Genomic DNA, 16488 nt, shown 5'->3' with positions numbered 1-16488 from the left:
TAGGTGTGAAATGGCACGAGTAAAACGCAGTGATGTTGCAAAACTAGCGGGTGTAGCACCCAGTACGGTTTCACTTGTCCTTAACGGTCGCGGAGAGCAGGTTAAACTCTCTAGCGACACCATCGAAAGAGTTCAAAAAGCCGCCCGCGAGCTTAACTATATTCCCAATAGCACCGCCCGCAGTCTACGTCTAGGAGGCTCGCGACTGATCGGTCTAGTACTAGCCGAGCTCCCCGATGACCCCTTCGTTCCCGTGATCCATAAAGTGCTGACCAGCGCTATGATCGAGGCTCGACGCTCAGACTACTTCATCCTACCGTTACATCAACAACACGATCTGGGCGAAGCAGACCTAATCTCGGCACTAAAAAATGTCGAGTTAGCCGGAGTCCTCTGTGAAACCACCTCGGCTCCCGATTTTGTTTCCCAAGTAATGGATTCACAGAGGATCCCCCTAGTTTGGCTAGAACTAATCGAATCTGACCAAGACTTCAAAGGCGACGGGATTGTCCGACTGGATGAAACCGCTGGTGTGAAAGAAATCTTGGCGGAGCTCGATATTCCCCAGGATGCCAAAGTGTTTTTCCTAGCGGGACCCTACCAGCATCACCATCGGCATCTGCCCATTTTGGCGCATTTCGAGGCCAATGGCTCGATGCTACGACTCCCCGACTGGCAAGCAGAGAGCGCTTATCGAGCCAGCTTGAAACTCTTAAATGAGAATCCCGATATCAAGTTAATCTGGTGCGCAGACGACTCTCAAGCAAGTGGCGTTTTTAGAGCCGCCAGAGAACTAGAGATTCAGATCCCCCAACAGCTCAGCGTAATTGGCTTCGGCAATCACGTGCCAGAAGAAGCAGATATTTTAGGACTTACCACTGTAGATTGGCCCCTTGAAACAATGACCAAGGAAGCTGTAAAGCTTCTAACGCAAACCTTGTCAGGTAAAGAGCCCAACTCAGAGAGTCATTGCCAAACCCGGGCAGTTTGGCGTTCTAGCGCTAAAAGGACGCCAGAGCCGTCAACTAGTGACCGCACGATATAAGGAGGCTAGCGGTGTTTGAAGAAGTGAGCGACCAATACTACCTAAGAGCGCTTGACCCTAAGGACTTGGACTCAATCTACAACTTCATGAACCTAGTTCCGGCGAATACTAATGGGTTCCAAAACCCTGATGCCGGCAAATCCTTAGCGGATTGGGAAAGCGAAGTGCTTCCTCGACTATTAAAAGAAGCGGCAGGCATCGACCTGAAACCTAACCGGGTACCGCAAACGTACTATTTCCTTTGGGAAGCCAAACCAGAGGGTGAGGATCAGATCCTAGCCCTGTTCAAATTACGCCACCATCTAACCCCTGAACTAAAGCAGGGTGGTGGCCACGTCGGTTATTTCGTACATCCCGACTTTCGATCCCAGGGTCTGGGCACTAGGGGGCTTGAACTGCTCCTACCCGTGGCGGCTCACCTAGTGCCAGAAGATCATCTCTATGCGGCGATGGAAGTTGATAATCGGGCATCCCAAGCACTTTTTGCCCATTTTGGAGCCGAAATCTGGCAGCAAACTGAGCAGGACGTGTTCATGCGGATAGACCTCTCCCCTTTCCGGGAGTAGGCAATTTAACTGCTAGGGTTTTCCTTATAGTCCCCAGATTTCATATCCGGTTGGGGTCTCAATAAGTACCCGGTTGGAGCCTACGTAGGGCCAGAAGCCCACAGTATTAGGTGCTACAGAGCTCTTCCAAGCTGGGAGGTTTCCTGCCGGTGCGGACACATTGCCACTATCGTCAGCACATTGGCCCTCTTTTGCGGCAGTTGAGATATTGCTGCAGGGGTAGATCTGACCGGTATTGGTAAAGACGAACTTGTCCCCGATGGGGCCGTCGAAGTCTTTTCCAAAGACCCATGTTCCATTCTTCTGCACGTAGGCGTAACCACCATATGTGGTACGCATACCGGAGTTGTTTAGTTCTGCTTGATTCCTAGCTAACTGTTTAGTATCTACCGTGCTCCAGTCATCGTAGGCAATCCGACGGAATTCACCATCGTACAGGGTTACCCCACTGGGGTCGATGACCTTACGGAAGACACGTTTTTTGTCCCCGTTTGGATGGTAGTTGACGACAATCCCCCCGTCACTAAGCCCGAAGGCATAAGTTGCGTCACTGATATCCATAATTTTCTGATTATCGGACAGGCGCATAACGCTAGCATTACTACCATTGGGTACGGCTACATAGACGGGATATCCGGTATATTCCTGTAGGCGCTTTACCGGGGTCACCCAGAGCGGGTGAGTTTTAACATTCCCGTTTGCCAGGTTAACCTCAAATCCCTTATCTCCGGTAGCGCCGTGGCACGCGACGTGGATTTCACGAGTCCCGGCTTTAAACTCACTAAACTGGCATCGTTCGATTCCCGCCAAGTCTAGCTGGGCGCTCTGGATGATCTGACTGGGATCAGCCTTATCTCGAAGTCCAAGTTGCCCATTTAGGTTCAGCGTCACTAGCAGGTTTCCGCGCGGTGCTGCGGCAAGGTAGCGCTCATTGCTGGGGCTTTCAAAAATAACCCTTGGGTGCTCGGGATCTTCGCTGATACTGGCTACGGTGAATCCATCTTGGTAGGTGAAGACTACCTTCTGCCCGTCCTTAGTGAAGAGCACGTCATTAGGCATGCCGGGGGTGCCGCTTTGGTGGGGACGACTTTTTAGTTTTGTGAGTTGATCTGGAAGGACCGCTAGTTGACGGGCGTGAATGACAAGATCATTGCTTAACGCAGAATACTTTGTGATCGAGGGTGCCGGGTCCGTTTCCGTAATCTCGTTCCGGTTCGGATCGAGTTTTTCTTCCTCTTCGACGGTGCTTGCTTGTTCTTTTCCCTCTGATTTTTTGAGCGGTTTCTTAGCAGCCTTCGTGGGCTTAGTTTTCTTTACCTGCTTCGCGGAAGGGGCTTTTTGATCATCACCACTAAAGTAGGTGTATCCAAAATAGCTCCCGGTGCCTACCATGGCGAGTAAAAGAACTGAAACTAGTGCAATCAACCAAGGTTTGCGCTTTTTGGGTTTCGGTTCATTCGCGTGGTTTCCTACGTTGCCTTGGTTAAGCACGCCGGACTGATTGCCAACATGGCCATTATTCGATTGCAAACGGCTCGCAGCAATTTGTGCAGTTTGCGGGTCTCCATTTGCCGCTAAATACTGCAGTAACTCTGGATATGCGGCCGGATGTTGGGCGATCAACGGCCAAAGATCAGCCCTAGCGGCCGCGACTTGCCCAAGGATAGCGGGATCCAAATTGGGGTTGTTCAGTAGCGCTGTGGTCGGATCGCTTGGTGAAGAGTAGTTCATTGGAGTTCCCGTGTTTGGTGGTTGGTTCATTGGAATCAGTATATTTGGGCTGGTATCAAGTTACTTCGAGTCAATTTGCGGTTTTGTCACTTCGCAGTTTCAGCAATTGCGAGTCGCACCTTGTTTTCTTCTACCTGAGCCATGAATGCTGTGTTTTGATCAATGACCACCCCACGGGTGAGATCACGCCCATTTTCATCTACAGGCTTTTTAAAAAGTACAGCGGGGTGGTTGAAAGGCACAAGTTTCGAAGCAGGTTTACCCTCTTTATCAAGGCACATTTCCACATTTCCCTGCTTCTCATAGCCTTCGCAAATGAGCATCACGTCTTTCGAAGGATCCAATCTAGTCGTGAAAAGGATTCGGTCATTAGCGAAGAAGATATTATCTGCTGGTGCTTTATGCTCAAGTCGCGAGCGGTCAAAACGGACAATTCGCTCTCCGGGAAGTAAGAAAGTGTCCTTTAGGTCTTTCCTTTCTTCTTCTGGCATCAGTTTGAGGCTATTAGCCATTTCCTGGGGACTAGCTTTGGTTAAACCGGGTTTATTAAATTCATCCGCAAAAACCTCCTCAAGTTCAGTGAGATTATTTCCTTCAGCATCAAGTTTAAAGTTCGAGATCTGGCTACTTCCATCTGAAGCAATGAAAAGGTAGGAGTGACCATAAAGCCTTTCTGCTCCCTCGAGCCTGCGGGCTTTTACCCTGTCATTGAGGGGATAGATTTTAGCTGAAGTGGAATCCGAAAGAAGCAGATAATTTGGCTCTGAAGAGGACCTAAAAACATGTGTTGCCATGGTGTCGTAGTTTTGAAAATCACCTGACTTGTGATCGAACACTACAACACCTTTGTATTCACAGGAAAGATATTGTTTTTGTGAAGGATAGATTGGCGAAAGCCAACAATGTTTCCTATGCTCTTCGTTACTTGGGTTAGCAAACTTGAACTCGATACTCTCTAGCGGCTTATCAAAATTATCCAAATCATAGGTTTCTAACTTCTGCTTGCCATCAACGAGCCGCACGACTTGGATTTGATTGCTGTCCAAAAGTCGAGCTACTGAAACATTGAAATTATCTGGGGTCATTGCCCGGGGGCCTTCTCCCTTACGAAGAGCTGCTACATCGTAAACAACATAGGTGATGAAATCAGACTTGGATTCCTGCCCAACGCCTTCGACGCCCATAAGTACCTGTTTCTTGTCTGGAGAAGTCTCCACTGTCCAAATGTGCGCCGAATCTTTGGAAAACTCTCCAGGAAACTTGGGAGATTCGGCATCAATAACCTCCACTTTGCCAGTAAGGAAGTCTGAACTCATTTCTGCAACGGAGAGATACGGGCTTGCCGACTGCTGATTATTGGAAAGGAGGAAGTATCCGCCAATTCCGGTAACAGTTAGAATCACAGCTACCCCAGCAGCAATCCACCAGGTTTTCTTTCGTTTTGGCTGAGATACGTCTTGAGTCCCCGCGGCAACGTTAGCTTGCTGATAGCTAGGCAACGACGATTGTTGCCCGTCATGGACCTGATTCCCAGCAATTTGCTGATCGTTTTTACCTTCTGCGGTCGATGAAGCCATCGCAGCGGTCGGCGCTGGGATCCCCTGCTGTACTTGAAGAGCTAACCTCGCATATTGCGCAGTTTGCGGATCACCCTTTTCTGCAAGGTAGTGGAGTAGCTCTGGGTAGATGCGGGGGTGCATAGCCACTTGTAGCCATAGATCCCGACGAGAGTTTACGATCTGAGCCAATATGCTGGGATCTAGGTTCGGATCACGTAGCAACTGCGCTGTTGGATCGCTACCGTTTCCACCTGGTAATGAGTTCTGCGAATTCGGGGGCATCGACATAATGATCTACCAATCTACCTAGGTCGTTTCAGGGCAAATCTATACCCAAAGATCCAAAGTGAGCAAGCGAATTCTCTAGATTGGCTAGAACCTAGAGAGTCACTAAGCCCTAAGCGGTCGGAGAGGCAGCTTTCTATGCGCTTTGACTAAAGAGGAAGGCACAGGCAGCGATGCTCAAAGAATCACAGACCGCACCCTCATTAATCATTTTGCTTAGCTCATGAATAGGCACCCATTTCGAATCATCTACCTCGCCATCGGTTTCGCCCTTAAGGTCTGAGCTTTCAAGGTTGACGAGCACAATACCCACGGCATTTGCCTGCAATCCAGAATCAATCCAAATCTCACCAAGCAGCTTTGAATTGGCAATCTGCGCCTGAGCACCGGTTTCTTCCACCAATTCACGTACCCCCGTAGTCAACAGATTAGTATCCTCTGGATCTCCGAAACCACGAGGGAACTCCCAGAGGGTCTGCCCCACTGCCGGGCGCTCTTGGCGAACCAACAGGACCCTATCCTCAAACTGGGCAATCACCACCGCACCGGGTTTTCCTTCAGCAGCCACCACCCGGTGACGTCCTTGGGCGTTCCTTTGCATCTCTAAAGCAAAATCATCCGCTTTCCAGACTGTCTGCCACCCGTTCACATTAACTCGCTTCCCTTTTTCTAAAAATCAGCCCCGACTCGAAAGTCTAAAGGCGTCCTAAATATCTCCCGAATACCCTAGACAGCTTCAAAATACATCGTCGAACTCATCGAAGTTGGGCCCATCCGCCAAAGCTCTTTGAGTTCAGCATAGGGGAAAGCCACCAAAATCGCTATCAAGGTCCACAGGGTTAAATCAAAGAATCCACTTCCTAGATTAGTGCCGAAGAAGCCATGGAAAGTACGATCAAAGATGCCATCCAAAAGTCCGGCATCATGAAGTCCCAGAATAATGGCAAAGAAAGCTAAAAATAGGAATCTAAAAACTCCAGTTTTAAGGCGGCTCCCCCAGGAACGAGTATCATCGGCCAAGTCTCGAATTGCCAAGATCAAGTCATTCCAAGCACGCGGAGAATTGCTATCGCGTAGTTGTACCCGGTCTACCAGAGGATGGTTGTGAAGCTGCCGATACTGAGCGGGCTGCATATCATGAACAGCCTGAATGATTTGCCCTTCGATACGCAGCGGCCCACCGGTATAAATCCGCTGGGGGTTAACCCTGGTTTTGAAGACCTGCCACCGGGTACGACGTTCTTTTCGAAGTCCCCACGTTTTCTCAATTTGTTGTTCAGCCGGATTAAGGGGGTCTACGCCCAGTAGACTGGCCGCATCCTCGGGCAGGGTAGTATTTGTGAAGGCAAGGCGGGAAACTTGGATTCCATCATTACCGGGCACCGCTGCCTGACGTCCTTTTAGGACCTTAAATACGGCGTTTTCGTAGATCTGGGTCCACCAACGGATTACTGAGCGAGCCTCAGTAGGTTGTAGTTGTCCACTACGCACCTGCTGTGCCGCCCACTTAACCACCAGCTTTCGGGCGAATATCTGTTGCTGCTCCCCTGCCAGATAATCCTGCAACTGATCGACTAAGACCTGTGTCTGCGGGGCTCGGGCATTTTGGTCATCTCCGGACCAAAACTCCCGGTCAGAAATCTGCGTAATATCGGGCCAGGCAGTCAGTTGGATTCGCCCCTCATTCGCGGCTTCCTGCCACTGCTGCCGGGAGTCTTTCAAGAAGGTCTGCCGATTAACTCGAGCCCTTTCAAAGAGTCCAGGATCAGGTAAATTTTTCTGATCCCGGCGGGGCTGAAAATCCCAGAGCAGTTCGGCCAAATCCAGAGTTAAGGGCGGCGTATCAGCGGCGGAAAAGCTCTCTTTAAGGCGAGGTTCTTTACCTAGTTCCCAGGCTACCTTTGCGGCCGAAGCAAAGCCACTATCTGAAACTGCGCGACACTGCGTTGAAAAAAGCTCAATACGTTCAGCTTCATTGGTGATAGGACCGAACGGTGAAGTATGTGGCAGTGGCTGACACCCCACCATCAAGGGCAGGTCTTGGCCTGGTTCAAGCCCTAAAGCTCGAGCCACCCCAGCGGGTCCAAGGGCAAGAAAAATAATCCCATCAAGCAGCTGATTTCGATCTAGATAGATTCGATCGGCCACTAAGAACGCGGTTCGTAGCATGGCCACAGTTCGAGCCACGGCCCGCTCAGGTCCGTAAGCCAACCAGATTCGAGCCTGCTCGAAGGAATCGAAGTCACTCACGTTAACTGTTGCTTCCCTAGGATTGATCTTGGGAAGGTAACCAGCTTCTGGCTTTGGCATTAGCTCTGGATTGGCATTCACATGGCTTATCATAGCTGAATCGGCCAGATTAATGGCCCGATTTATTAGAAAAGTATGACTCTAATAATGCCAGCGCCTAACTCCCGGAAGGAGGCTCGTGCTTCCGCTAAATGGGTGTGGTGCCGGCGTAGAGTAGAATACTGAGTGTTAAAACTTTGGACTCAGAAGGAGCCTTCATGCGCGAAAAACTGATTGGTTATGCCACGACTATGGCGATTATTTTGATAATTGCTTTTGGCGTCGCGACTTTATCAGTTTGGGTCCTGGGTAAGGTCCCCCTTCCGATCGTCACGATCCTCTCGGTGGTGGCTTTTATCGCCTTGGCGATTGTTTTAACTCTTTTCGCTAAAAACCTCTACTACACGGGCGAGGATTGGCAGCTGTATTTACTAGATGCCCTCTATGGCGTCATCTCGGGATTGCTCATTTACGGAACCACCCCGGGCGATCTAATTGGAGTTAACTACTCGGCCCTCATCATGGGCGCGATCTTTGGCTTTTTTGGTGTCTGGTACCTGAATGTCCGCTACCCCGACTAATGAACTAATTAAACACAAGACATTGAGAGATCAAAGATCTTCCAAGCTAATCCGCTTTCTTACCCTGCCAAACTTTAGACGCTATAGTGCCTATGCCCGTAGAAGCGGCAAGAATACCTTTCGTAGCAACATTTAACGCGCTATTTCCAGCATTCAGAGTACGCCCTGCCAAACTCCTAGTAGCACTCTCGTCCGACTCAAGATTCACTTCGTCTAGCTTATCAAGTTCACTGAATGCCTGAAGATACTTTTCAGCATCACGGCTAGGTGGAGGGTTCTTACGAAGGTGCATCTGCAATCTGTTTGCCTGCTTCTTCAATGAAACGTATGTTAATCCGCCAGATACAACTCCGCCTACCAAGGGAACGGCCTTTGTCACGCCCTTTGCGAAACTATCCTTTGTTATTTTTACGCCAACGAGCTTAAGAGTCTGTTTAACGGGCCCATACCAAACAGTTTTGGTAAGTGCTTTTTTAGAAATATGTTTTTGAAGCGCGGGCCTAGCAATATTCTTAGCAAAAGTCGTTAGCGAGTTCGCAGCACCTGCAACGCCCATCATAGTTCCGAGAAACGAGGCTAAAAGACCTAATGTTTGATCATCTACATTATCCAGATCATTTAAAAACTCTTTCCAGCCGTATAAGTAAGCCAGTTTCTGCATTACGCGGAACGCATGTACGTAATATTGAGTGATATCCGCCGGAATGGCGGCAACCATTCCAAAGCCGCCGGGTAAACCAGATGCAAAAGACATTGAAGCTGACTTTTTCGTTTCAAAAGCAATTAGCTCCGCTGCTAACTCATCAAGAATCTTGGGTTCAATTCCCGCCTCAATGGGAGTTTCTAAAATTGCTTCAGAAATTTTCTGCTCTGATACACCTGTTCGTTTAAATTCTTGAGAAAGAAAAGTCTTTCGATCAATTTTCACACCACGGATTCGAATGATCTTCTTCAAGAACTCAGTGGCGAATGAAACTGCCTCCGCATCTTGTTGAGCGGTCATTTTATTGAGTTCATTTTGCTCAACCCTAATCTCATCATCGGCTAGAGCAGCCTCATCAAACTCGACATTGATGATCTCATTATTTGGGTTTTTATCAGACATTTCTAACTCCACTTTTAATATGCGCTGCAACATATTTACGCTTAAAAGTACCTCAGAAGTCGGTAGTAAACAACTCCTAAAGCTTTCTCTTGTCTAACTGATAGATGACCGGCGTGTTTCATCAAAATCCAAATGAGATTTCTAAACTAATATGAATCTCAGGAAAATTCTCGCAGGATGAAAGGGGCTAAACGTGAATAATCAAAAACGCACGGTAGTAATCACTGGAGCCACTAAAGGCATTGGCTTGGCTATGGTCAAAGAACTAGCCTCTGATTACGCGCTGATCTTGGTTGCCCGTGACGAGGAGGCGCTAGCGGATTTATGTGCAACGCTCCCCCAGGCTCGTTACATCGCCGCGGATTTAACGCAGCGCGGAACCCCGGCGAGAATTGCCGCCCAAGTCGACACCTTAGACGTGCTGATTAATAATGCGGGCATCGACTCGGTCTCTAGGGTTGATGAGGGCACTTGGGATGAGTGGAATCAAGTTCTGACGCTCAACGTGACGGCCCCGGCAATGCTAACCCAAGCTTTGCTACCTAAACTTCGTAAGGCGCAGGGGCAAGTGATTATGGTGAACTCCGGGGCCGGAAGATTCTCTGGCCCCTATCTGGGGCTATATTCGGCATCAAAACACGCCTTGGATGCGTTAACTAAAGCGCTTCGGGCCGAAGAGCGCCCCACGGTCAGGGTCAGCGCGATCCATCCGGGGCGGGTTGATACTCCGATGCAGGAACGAATGTATCAAGTGTCCGGCAAGCCCTATGATGCAGAAGAGCATCTTCGCCCGGAAAGTGTTGCCAAAGCTGCCCGTTGGATTATTGAGGCCACCGAAGACGCCTGTGTTGAAGAGGTCCATGTACGCCCCCAACAGGGATAACCCAGGTTTCGCCGAGGTAGTTTAGTATCGGTATGACCCTTAAGTGCGGCTTTTAGCTCTAAAAAGAGGTCGGGCACCAGCTGGATAAACCAGCCGGTGCCCGACCTTTAAGTAGTTTTAACTACAGGTGATCAGCTCAGTTGTTGGTGAGCTTCTCACGTAGAGCTGCCAGGGCTTCGTCAGAAGCCAAGGTGCCGCCCATGTCTTCCGGAGCGGAAGAGTAGGAGGAGGCCGGGGCTTCTTCCGGAGCAGCTTCAGAAGCAGCTTCACGATCAGCTTCAGCAGCGGCAGCAACCTGAGCCTTGTGAGCTTCCCAGCGAGCCTGAGCTTCAGCGTACTGAGCTTCCCATGCCTCGCGCTGTGCTTCGTAGCCTTCCAACCATTCGTTGGTCTCAGGATCGAAGCCTTCAGGGTACTTGTAGTTGCCATTCTCATCGTATTCAGCAGCCATGCCGTATAGCGAAGGATCGAACTCTTCAGCGGCCGGGTCGACGCCCTCGTTAGCCTGCTTTAGAGATAGGGAGATGCGGCGACGTTCTAGGTCAATGTCGATGACCTTAACGAATACCGGATCGCCAACCTTCACAACCTGCTCGGGAACCTCAACGTGACGCTGAGCTAGTTCGGAGATGTGAACTAGGCCTTCAATGCCATCTTCAACGTGAACGAAGGCACCGAACGGAACCAGCTTGGTGACCTTACCGGGTACAACCTGGCCGATAGCGTGGGTACGAGCGAAGGTCTGCCACGGATCTTCCTGAGTAGCCTTTAGAGACAGGGAAACGCGTTCGCGATCCATGTCGACATCCAGCACCTCAACGGTAACTTCCTGGCCAACCTCGACAACCTCGCCGGGGTGATCGATGTGCTTCCAAGAGAGCTCGGAGACGTGGACTAGGCCGTCAACACCACCAAGATCAACGAAGGCACCGAAGTTAACGATGGAGGAAACAACACCAGAACGGACCTGGCCCTTCTGTAGGGTGTTGAGGAAGTGAGAGCGAACCTCGGACTGAGTCTGTTCCAGCCAGGAACGACGGGATAGAACCACGTTGTTGCGGTTCTTATCTAGTTCGATGATCTTTGCTTCCAGCTCGCGGCCAATGTAAGGCTGCAAGTCGCGGACGCGGCGCATCTCCACCAAAGAAGCGGGGAGGAAGCCACGTAGACCGATGTCTAGGATTAGGCCGCCCTTGACGACCTCGATGACGGTACCGGAAACGACACCATCTTCTTCCTTGACCTTTTCGATGGCACCCCAAGCGCGTTCGTACTGAGCGCGCTTCTTGGATAGCATCAGGCGACCTTCTTTATCTTCCTTGGTCTGAACCAAAGCTTCAATGGTGTCGCCAACCTTGACAACGTCCTCGGGGGAAACGTCGTGCTTGATAGAAAGTTCGCGGGAAAGGATGACACCTTCGGTCTTGTAACCGATGTCTAGGAGGACCTCATCGTGGTCAACCTTGACGATGGTACCTTCCACAATGTCACCATCGTTGAAGTACTTGATGGTGGCGTCAATGGCCTTAAGCAGGTCTTCTTGCGAACCAATGTCGTTAATAGCAACCTGCGGGATTGAAGGCTGCTGCTGGCTGGTGGTCATAAAATATAGACTCCGAAATGACTGATATCGTACGGACAATTACAAAGGGGTGGCACTAAAGAGCTGTCAGTCATCAACACTTCACTGCCGCAGGCAATTCTACCGGTTCACAGCAAAAGTGCGAGTTGAAAAAGCCCCCATTTTTACCTGATTTTCAGTGCATCTGACCACTAAAAGCCAGAAAAAGGCAATTTAATGAGCTGCCGCCCGCCAATCCGAGCCCACACCGACCGAAACATTCAAGGGAACCGACAGTTCCATTGCTCCCTGCATGGACTTGCGAACCAGATCCGTCAACTGTTGCTCCTCACCGGCAGCAACCTCGAAAACTAGTTCGTCGTGAACCTGCAAAAGCATTTTAGATTTCAACCCAGCATCCGACACTGCCCGCTGCGCGTCGAGCATCGCCAACTTAATAATATCCGCCGCTGAACCTTGGATAGGAGCATTCAGGGCTGCCCGCTGCGCCGCCTCGCGTGCCATCCGGTTAGAGGACTGCAAATCCGGAAGGTAGCGACGACGCCCCAAAATGGTGGAGGTAAAACCATCCTGTGCCGCGCGCGCCACCAAAGAATCCAAATATTCCTTTACGGCCCCAAAACGGGAGAAGTAGGTTTCCATCAGATCTTTAGCTTCGACCCGCGAAATCTTTAACTGCTGAGACAGACCAAAAGCAGAAAGGCCATAAACCAAGCCATAGCTCATCGCCTTAATCTTAGAGCGCTGCGCACCCGAAACCTGGTCCGCGGGGACGCCGAATACCAATGCCGCCATGGTGGCGTGGACGTCCTCGCCCGATTTAAAAGCCTCAATCAGTGCCGAGTCCCCCGAAGAATGCGCCATAATGCGCATTTCAATCTGCGAATAGTCAGCGGTCAGGATTGATTCAGCTTCTGCCCCGGGAACAAAGGATTCACGAATCCGCTGGCCGGCGTCGGTACGGGCTGGGATATTCTGCAGATTCGGGTCGGTCGAGGACAAACGCCCCGTAGCAGTAACCGTCTGCTGGAAGGTCGTATGGATTCGCCCATCCGCTCCCAATTCACGCCCCAGTCCCTCAACGGTCTGGCGTAGCTTGATAGCTTCCCGGTGCTCCAGTAGCGCCCCCAGGAAGGGGTGCTCCGTACGGTTATACAGGTCCACTAGCGCGGCCGCATTAGTGGTATAACCGGTCTTCGTTTTCTTGGTGGCCGGCAGGGCCAAGTCTTCAAACAGTACCTTCTGTAACTGCTTGGGGCTAGACAGATTCACCTGCTCCCCACCGATCGCATCAAAAGCAGCTTGCTGAGCCGAGTTCACCTGGTGATCAAAATCCGCCAAGGTCTCTGCCAGACGACGTTGGTCAACCGCAATGCCTTCGCGTTCCATCTGGAATAGCACGCGAGCAATCGGAATCTCAACCTCGCTAAGTAAGGAAGCCAAAGACTTCTGCCCCGGGCCATCAGTCTGCCCCGCTAGCTCAAGTTCAGCCATAAAGAATTCTTGGAGCGCCGGCAGGGCACAGGCAGCCGCCTGATAGGCAGCAATCTGCTGGACGCGCTTTTCTTCAGCCTTACGCGACCATCCCTCAGCGGGGGTGACATCTACCCCGGTGCATACCTCAACCAGCTTGAAAATATCGTCACTATGGCGCGATGGGTCCGCCACATAAGAAGTTAAAGCCACATCAGCGCTTAGCTGCGGAACAGGCAGGCCCCGGGCCGTGAGCAAGTGGGCGATTTCCTTCCAGTTCCAAGACAGTACCGGTCCGTTTTCCAGCCAGGTTGCCAGAGCGTCCTCGTCGGCAGGGAGTAAAAAGGCCGGATCCAAGTAGACGCAAGCACGCGAGTCCGCCAGGAAGAAGGCTTGTACATCAGAACCCTGAGCGCTGCGCTCGCCCCAAAGTAAGAGGGCTACGGGGCCTGGAGCGGCCTGGAGCCACTCCCCTAGGCTGCCGGCTTCCTGGGTGAACTGAGCATAGTCGTATCGGGGAACTTCTCGCCAGCTAAGCGAACACGAGGGAGCGATCGGAAGATCGTCAGGAGCCGCGGGGGCTTCAGCGGCAGCCGAGGTGGCAGGCTCAGAAACCTGTTTGCCCGCCTTGCCTTCCTTAGTAGCTTCCGCAGTCGCGTCCTCATTTAGGCTAGCGGTCATAGTTGAATCATCTGCCGCAAAACCAGCGTTCTTGCGCATCTGAGAATGCAGCTTCAGCAGTCGAGCGCGCAAACGGTTAAAGCCCAGTTCATCGCAAAGACTCAAGACTCGGGCCTGATTGAGCGGACCCACTAGCAGATCCTGCGGTTCCACCGGCAGTTCCACATCAGTGACCAAACGATTCAAACGTCGATTTCGACGCACGTCCTCTAGGTGATCGCGGAGTGCCTGCCCACGCTTGCCACCAATTTGATCAGCATGGGTCAAGAGGTCTTCAAGATCCTCATATTTACCCAACCACTGAGCAGCCGTCTTGGGGCCAACGCCGGGAACGCCGGGAAGGTTGTCAGCAGCCTCGCCAGTAAGGGCGGCAAGTTCCGGGTAACGGTGAGGCGGAACCCCGTATTTCGCCTCTACCGCGGCCGCATCCATATGACGGACGTCGGAGGGTGATTGACCCGGCCAAAGGACCATGACCCGATCATTGATCAGTTGGAAAGCGTCACGGTCACCAGAGGCGATCAGCACGTTTAGGTCCTGCTTGGGGCCCTTAGTTGCAAGGGTGGCAATAATATCGTCGGCCTCAAAGTCAGGCTTCGTTAAGACCGTGATATTTAGTGCTTCCAGGAACTGTTTGATCAGTGGGACCTGGCCGATAAAATCTTCCGGGGTTTCATCACGACCGCCCTTATATTCCGCGTATTCGCGGGTACGGAAGGATTCCCGCCCAAGGTCGAAAGTAACTGCTAGGTGCGTGGGTTGTTCTTCATCGACCATTTTGGCCAGCATGTTTAAGAAACCATGGACGGCTCCGGTGGCTTGACCATTCGGGGTCCGGAAATTGGCCTCACGCAAGGCATAAAAAGCACGGAAAGCGATGGAGTGACCGTCGAGGACTAGCAGTTTGTTCGTCATTACATCAGGCTATCGGTAGCGGCTAAAAGCGGCAATTACAGGACGGGGTTTTGCCCGATAGAAAAATCCCCGACGCCAGTTGCCCAGCGCCGGGGATTACCACTATCTATGGAGTTTAGATAGGTCTATTTCTTGGTGATCTCGTGGTACAGCGGTACCGAGTTCCAACCAAACTTCACGTCCTGAACGTGAGTAGAGTAGCCACCGTTAACATTCGCGTACCATAGCGGGATGGCCGGTAGGTCACGGAATAGTAGGGTCTGTGCTTCATCGAAGTACTTGTTTGCCTCATCCGGGGTCTTCTGGCTTAGACCGGTCTTGAGGAGCTTATCGAACTCAGGGTTCGAGTACTGAGCATCGTTCGAGGAGGCACCGGTAGCGTAGATCGGGCCCAAGAAGTTGTAGAGCGACGGGTAGTCAGCCTGCCAACCGGTACGGTAGGCGGTGTCCATCTCGTGCTTCGAGACCTTGGTACGAAGGCTCTTGAAGTCCGGGTAAGGATCGCCAGCAGCATCGATGGACAGGTTGTTCTTAACCTGGTTAGTTACGGCATCAACCCAAGGCTGGTGGCCACCGTCGGAGTTGTAGGCAATCTTAAAGGTGCCGTCCCACTTCGAGATCGCGTCGGCTTTGGCCCATAGTTCCTTAGCTTTTTCGGGGTTGAAGTTGGTTACTTCAGCACCGGGTAGGTTGTCCTTCCAGCCGGCGATAACCGGGGAGGTAAAGTCCTTAGCCGGGGTACGGGTGCCCTTGAAGATGTTGTCGGTTACTAGCTTACGGTCGATGGCCATGGAGATGGCCTGGCGACGTAGCTGACCTTCTTCGCCGGAGAAGTGCTTCTCATCCATGTCGATAGAGAAGGACTGGAAGATCGCGGCCGGCTGGTTGATGGCGCGACCCTTCAGGTCGGTTTCGTAGGAGCTGAATGCGCTATCCGGGATGGCGTCTAGAACGTCTAGGTTATCTGCGATTAGGTCATTGTAGGCAGCATCCTGCTGAGCGTAGAACTTGAAGTGGATACCGTCGTTCTTCGGCTTACGAGGACCGTCATAGGATGCGTTCGGGACCAGTAGGATTTCCTTGTTGTGCAGCCAGCGCTCAACCTTGTAGGGGCCCGAGGCTAGCGGCTTTTCACCATAGGCCTTGGGATCCTTGAAGAAAGCGTCAGGTAGCGGCGCAAAAGCACTGTAGCCAAGGCGTAGGGGCCAGTCTGCTTCCGGCTGGCTCAAGGTGACCTTGAAGGTGTGATCATCGACAACCTCTAGGCCGGACATTTCCTTACCAGCCTCGTAGCCCTCGATGTCTTCGAAGAAGAAGGACTGCTTTTCGCTATTCTTAACGACGTTCTGCCAGGCCTTGACGAAGTTTTCGGCCTTAATTTCAGTGCCGTCAGAGAACTTCTTTCCTGCCTTAAGCTTTACGGTGTAGTGCTGACCATCTTCGGTGGTGACGCTTTCTGCTAGGTCTTCGTGAGTCTTACCTTCAGCGTCGTAGTAGTACAAGCCAGCGTTAATCAGGTCTAGTACCTTACCACCGTTAACTTCGTTGGTTAGGCCCGGTAGCAAGGGGTTCTCTGGTTCCCCCGAGTTGGCGGTAATGTAGTTGGTGCCACCGGTAGAGCCACCGGTGCTAGAGTCGGAACATCCAGCTAGGGCCAGTGAGCTAGCTAGCGCGACTGCCACAACATATGCATAACGGGTTTTCATTTTGACCTCCAGGTGGGGGATTTATTCAAGTACAGTCAATACTTAGTAACAAGATAACATACAAACTTTACTTTTATATTACTTTAG

General features: G+C 51.4%; 12 protein-coding genes. 4 read left to right on the top strand and 8 right to left on the bottom strand.

What is annotated here, in order from left to right:
- Positions 1-10 precede the first annotated feature (10 nt).
- Positions 11-1045, top strand: coding sequence for a LacI family DNA-binding transcriptional regulator (locus BSR28_RS03890; protein WP_073713398.1), 1035 nt, complete (start codon positions 11-13; stop codon positions 1043-1045).
- 11 nt (positions 1046-1056) lie between these two features.
- The gene (locus BSR28_RS03885; protein WP_073713397.1) at positions 1057-1611 is read left to right on the top strand and encodes a GNAT family N-acetyltransferase; all 555 of its coding nucleotides are present in this window, start codon (positions 1057-1059) and stop codon (positions 1609-1611) included.
- Between the two features lie 24 nt (positions 1612-1635).
- Here BSR28_RS03885 and BSR28_RS03880 read toward each other — a convergent pair whose 3' ends face one another.
- The 4 genes from BSR28_RS03880 to BSR28_RS03865 all read right to left on the bottom strand — a co-directional run bounded on the left by BSR28_RS03880 (position 1636) and on the right by BSR28_RS03865 (position 7496).
- Complete coding sequence (locus BSR28_RS03880; protein WP_143237568.1) at positions 1636-3372, bottom strand: variant leucine-rich repeat-containing protein; 1737 nt, start codon at positions 3370-3372, stop codon at positions 1636-1638.
- Between the two features lie 56 nt (positions 3373-3428).
- Positions 3429-5189, bottom strand: coding sequence for a variant leucine-rich repeat-containing protein (locus tag BSR28_RS03875; RefSeq protein WP_073713395.1), 1761 nt, complete (start codon positions 5187-5189; stop codon positions 3429-3431).
- Positions 5190-5322: 133 nt separating this feature from the next.
- Complete coding sequence (locus BSR28_RS03870; RefSeq protein ID WP_083563014.1) at positions 5323-5835, bottom strand: NUDIX hydrolase; 513 nt, start codon at positions 5833-5835, stop codon at positions 5323-5325.
- 77 nt (positions 5836-5912) lie between these two features.
- Positions 5913-7496, bottom strand: coding sequence for a hypothetical protein (locus BSR28_RS03865; RefSeq protein WP_073713393.1), 1584 nt, complete (start codon positions 7494-7496; stop codon positions 5913-5915).
- 197 nt (positions 7497-7693) lie between these two features.
- On the opposite strand from BSR28_RS03865, the gene BSR28_RS03860 reads away from it, so the two are divergent.
- A complete protein-coding gene (locus tag BSR28_RS03860; RefSeq protein WP_073709045.1) occupies positions 7694-8056 on the top strand; it encodes a hypothetical protein in 363 nt (120 codons plus the stop codon).
- Positions 8057-8102: 46 nt separating this feature from the next.
- Here BSR28_RS03860 and BSR28_RS03855 read toward each other — a convergent pair whose 3' ends face one another.
- Positions 8103-9161, bottom strand: coding sequence for a hypothetical protein (locus BSR28_RS03855; RefSeq protein ID WP_125899187.1), 1059 nt, complete (start codon positions 9159-9161; stop codon positions 8103-8105).
- Between the two features lie 193 nt (positions 9162-9354).
- Here BSR28_RS03855 and BSR28_RS03850 point away from each other — a divergent pair, with 193 nt between their 5' ends.
- On the top strand, positions 9355-10044 hold the full coding sequence (locus BSR28_RS03850) for an SDR family oxidoreductase (RefSeq protein ID WP_073713392.1): 690 nt from the start codon (positions 9355-9357) through the stop codon (positions 10042-10044).
- Positions 10045-10180: 136 nt separating this feature from the next.
- Here the strand turns inward: BSR28_RS03850 and rpsA are convergent, their stop codons facing one another.
- The 3 genes from rpsA to BSR28_RS03835 all read right to left on the bottom strand — a co-directional run bounded on the left by rpsA (position 10181) and on the right by BSR28_RS03835 (position 16401).
- Positions 10181-11647, bottom strand: coding sequence for a 30S ribosomal protein S1 (rpsA, locus tag BSR28_RS03845; RefSeq protein WP_073713391.1), 1467 nt, complete (start codon positions 11645-11647; stop codon positions 10181-10183).
- Between the two features lie 192 nt (positions 11648-11839).
- Positions 11840-14695, bottom strand: coding sequence for a DNA polymerase I (gene polA / locus BSR28_RS03840; RefSeq protein WP_073713390.1), 2856 nt, complete (start codon positions 14693-14695; stop codon positions 11840-11842).
- 125 nt (positions 14696-14820) lie between these two features.
- The gene (locus BSR28_RS03835) at positions 14821-16401 is read right to left on the bottom strand and encodes a peptide ABC transporter substrate-binding protein (RefSeq protein ID WP_073709041.1); all 1581 of its coding nucleotides are present in this window, start codon (positions 16399-16401) and stop codon (positions 14821-14823) included.
- Positions 16402-16488: the final 87 nt, after the last annotated feature.

It is taken from the genome of Boudabousia liubingyangii (genome assembly GCF_001907245.1).
Taxonomy (GTDB): Bacteria; Actinomycetota; Actinomycetes; order Actinomycetales; family Actinomycetaceae; genus Boudabousia; species Boudabousia liubingyangii.
This window is presented reverse-complemented; position numbering and strand designations above follow the sequence as displayed.

Bases quoted from the DNA above. Each gene is read 5' to 3' on its own strand.
- BSR28_RS03890 (WP_073713398.1), top strand. From the start codon at position 11: ATGGCACGAGTAAAACGCAGTGATGTTGCAAAACTAGCGGGTGTAGCA.
- BSR28_RS03875 (WP_073713395.1), bottom strand. From the start codon at position 5,189: ATGTCGATGCCCCCGAATTCGCAGAACTCATTACCAGGTGGAAACGGT.
- BSR28_RS03865 (WP_073713393.1), bottom strand. From the start codon at position 7,496: ATGCCAAAGCCAGAAGCTGGTTACCTTCCCAAGATCAATCCTAGGGAA.
- BSR28_RS03835 (WP_073709041.1), bottom strand. From the start codon at position 16,401: ATGAAAACCCGTTATGCATATGTTGTGGCAGTCGCGCTAGCTAGCTCA.
- BSR28_RS03860 (WP_073709045.1), top strand. From the start codon at position 7,694: ATGCGCGAAAAACTGATTGGTTATGCCACGACTATGGCGATTATTTTG.
- rpsA (WP_073713391.1), bottom strand. From the start codon at position 11,647: ATGACCACCAGCCAGCAGCAGCCTTCAATCCCGCAGGTTGCTATTAAC.
- polA (WP_073713390.1), bottom strand. From the start codon at position 14,695: ATGACGAACAAACTGCTAGTCCTCGACGGTCACTCCATCGCTTTCCGT.
- BSR28_RS03880 (WP_143237568.1), bottom strand. From the start codon at position 3,372: ATGAACCAACCACCAAACACGGGAACTCCAATGAACTACTCTTCACCA.
- BSR28_RS03855 (WP_125899187.1), bottom strand. From the start codon at position 9,161: ATGTCTGATAAAAACCCAAATAATGAGATCATCAATGTCGAGTTTGAT.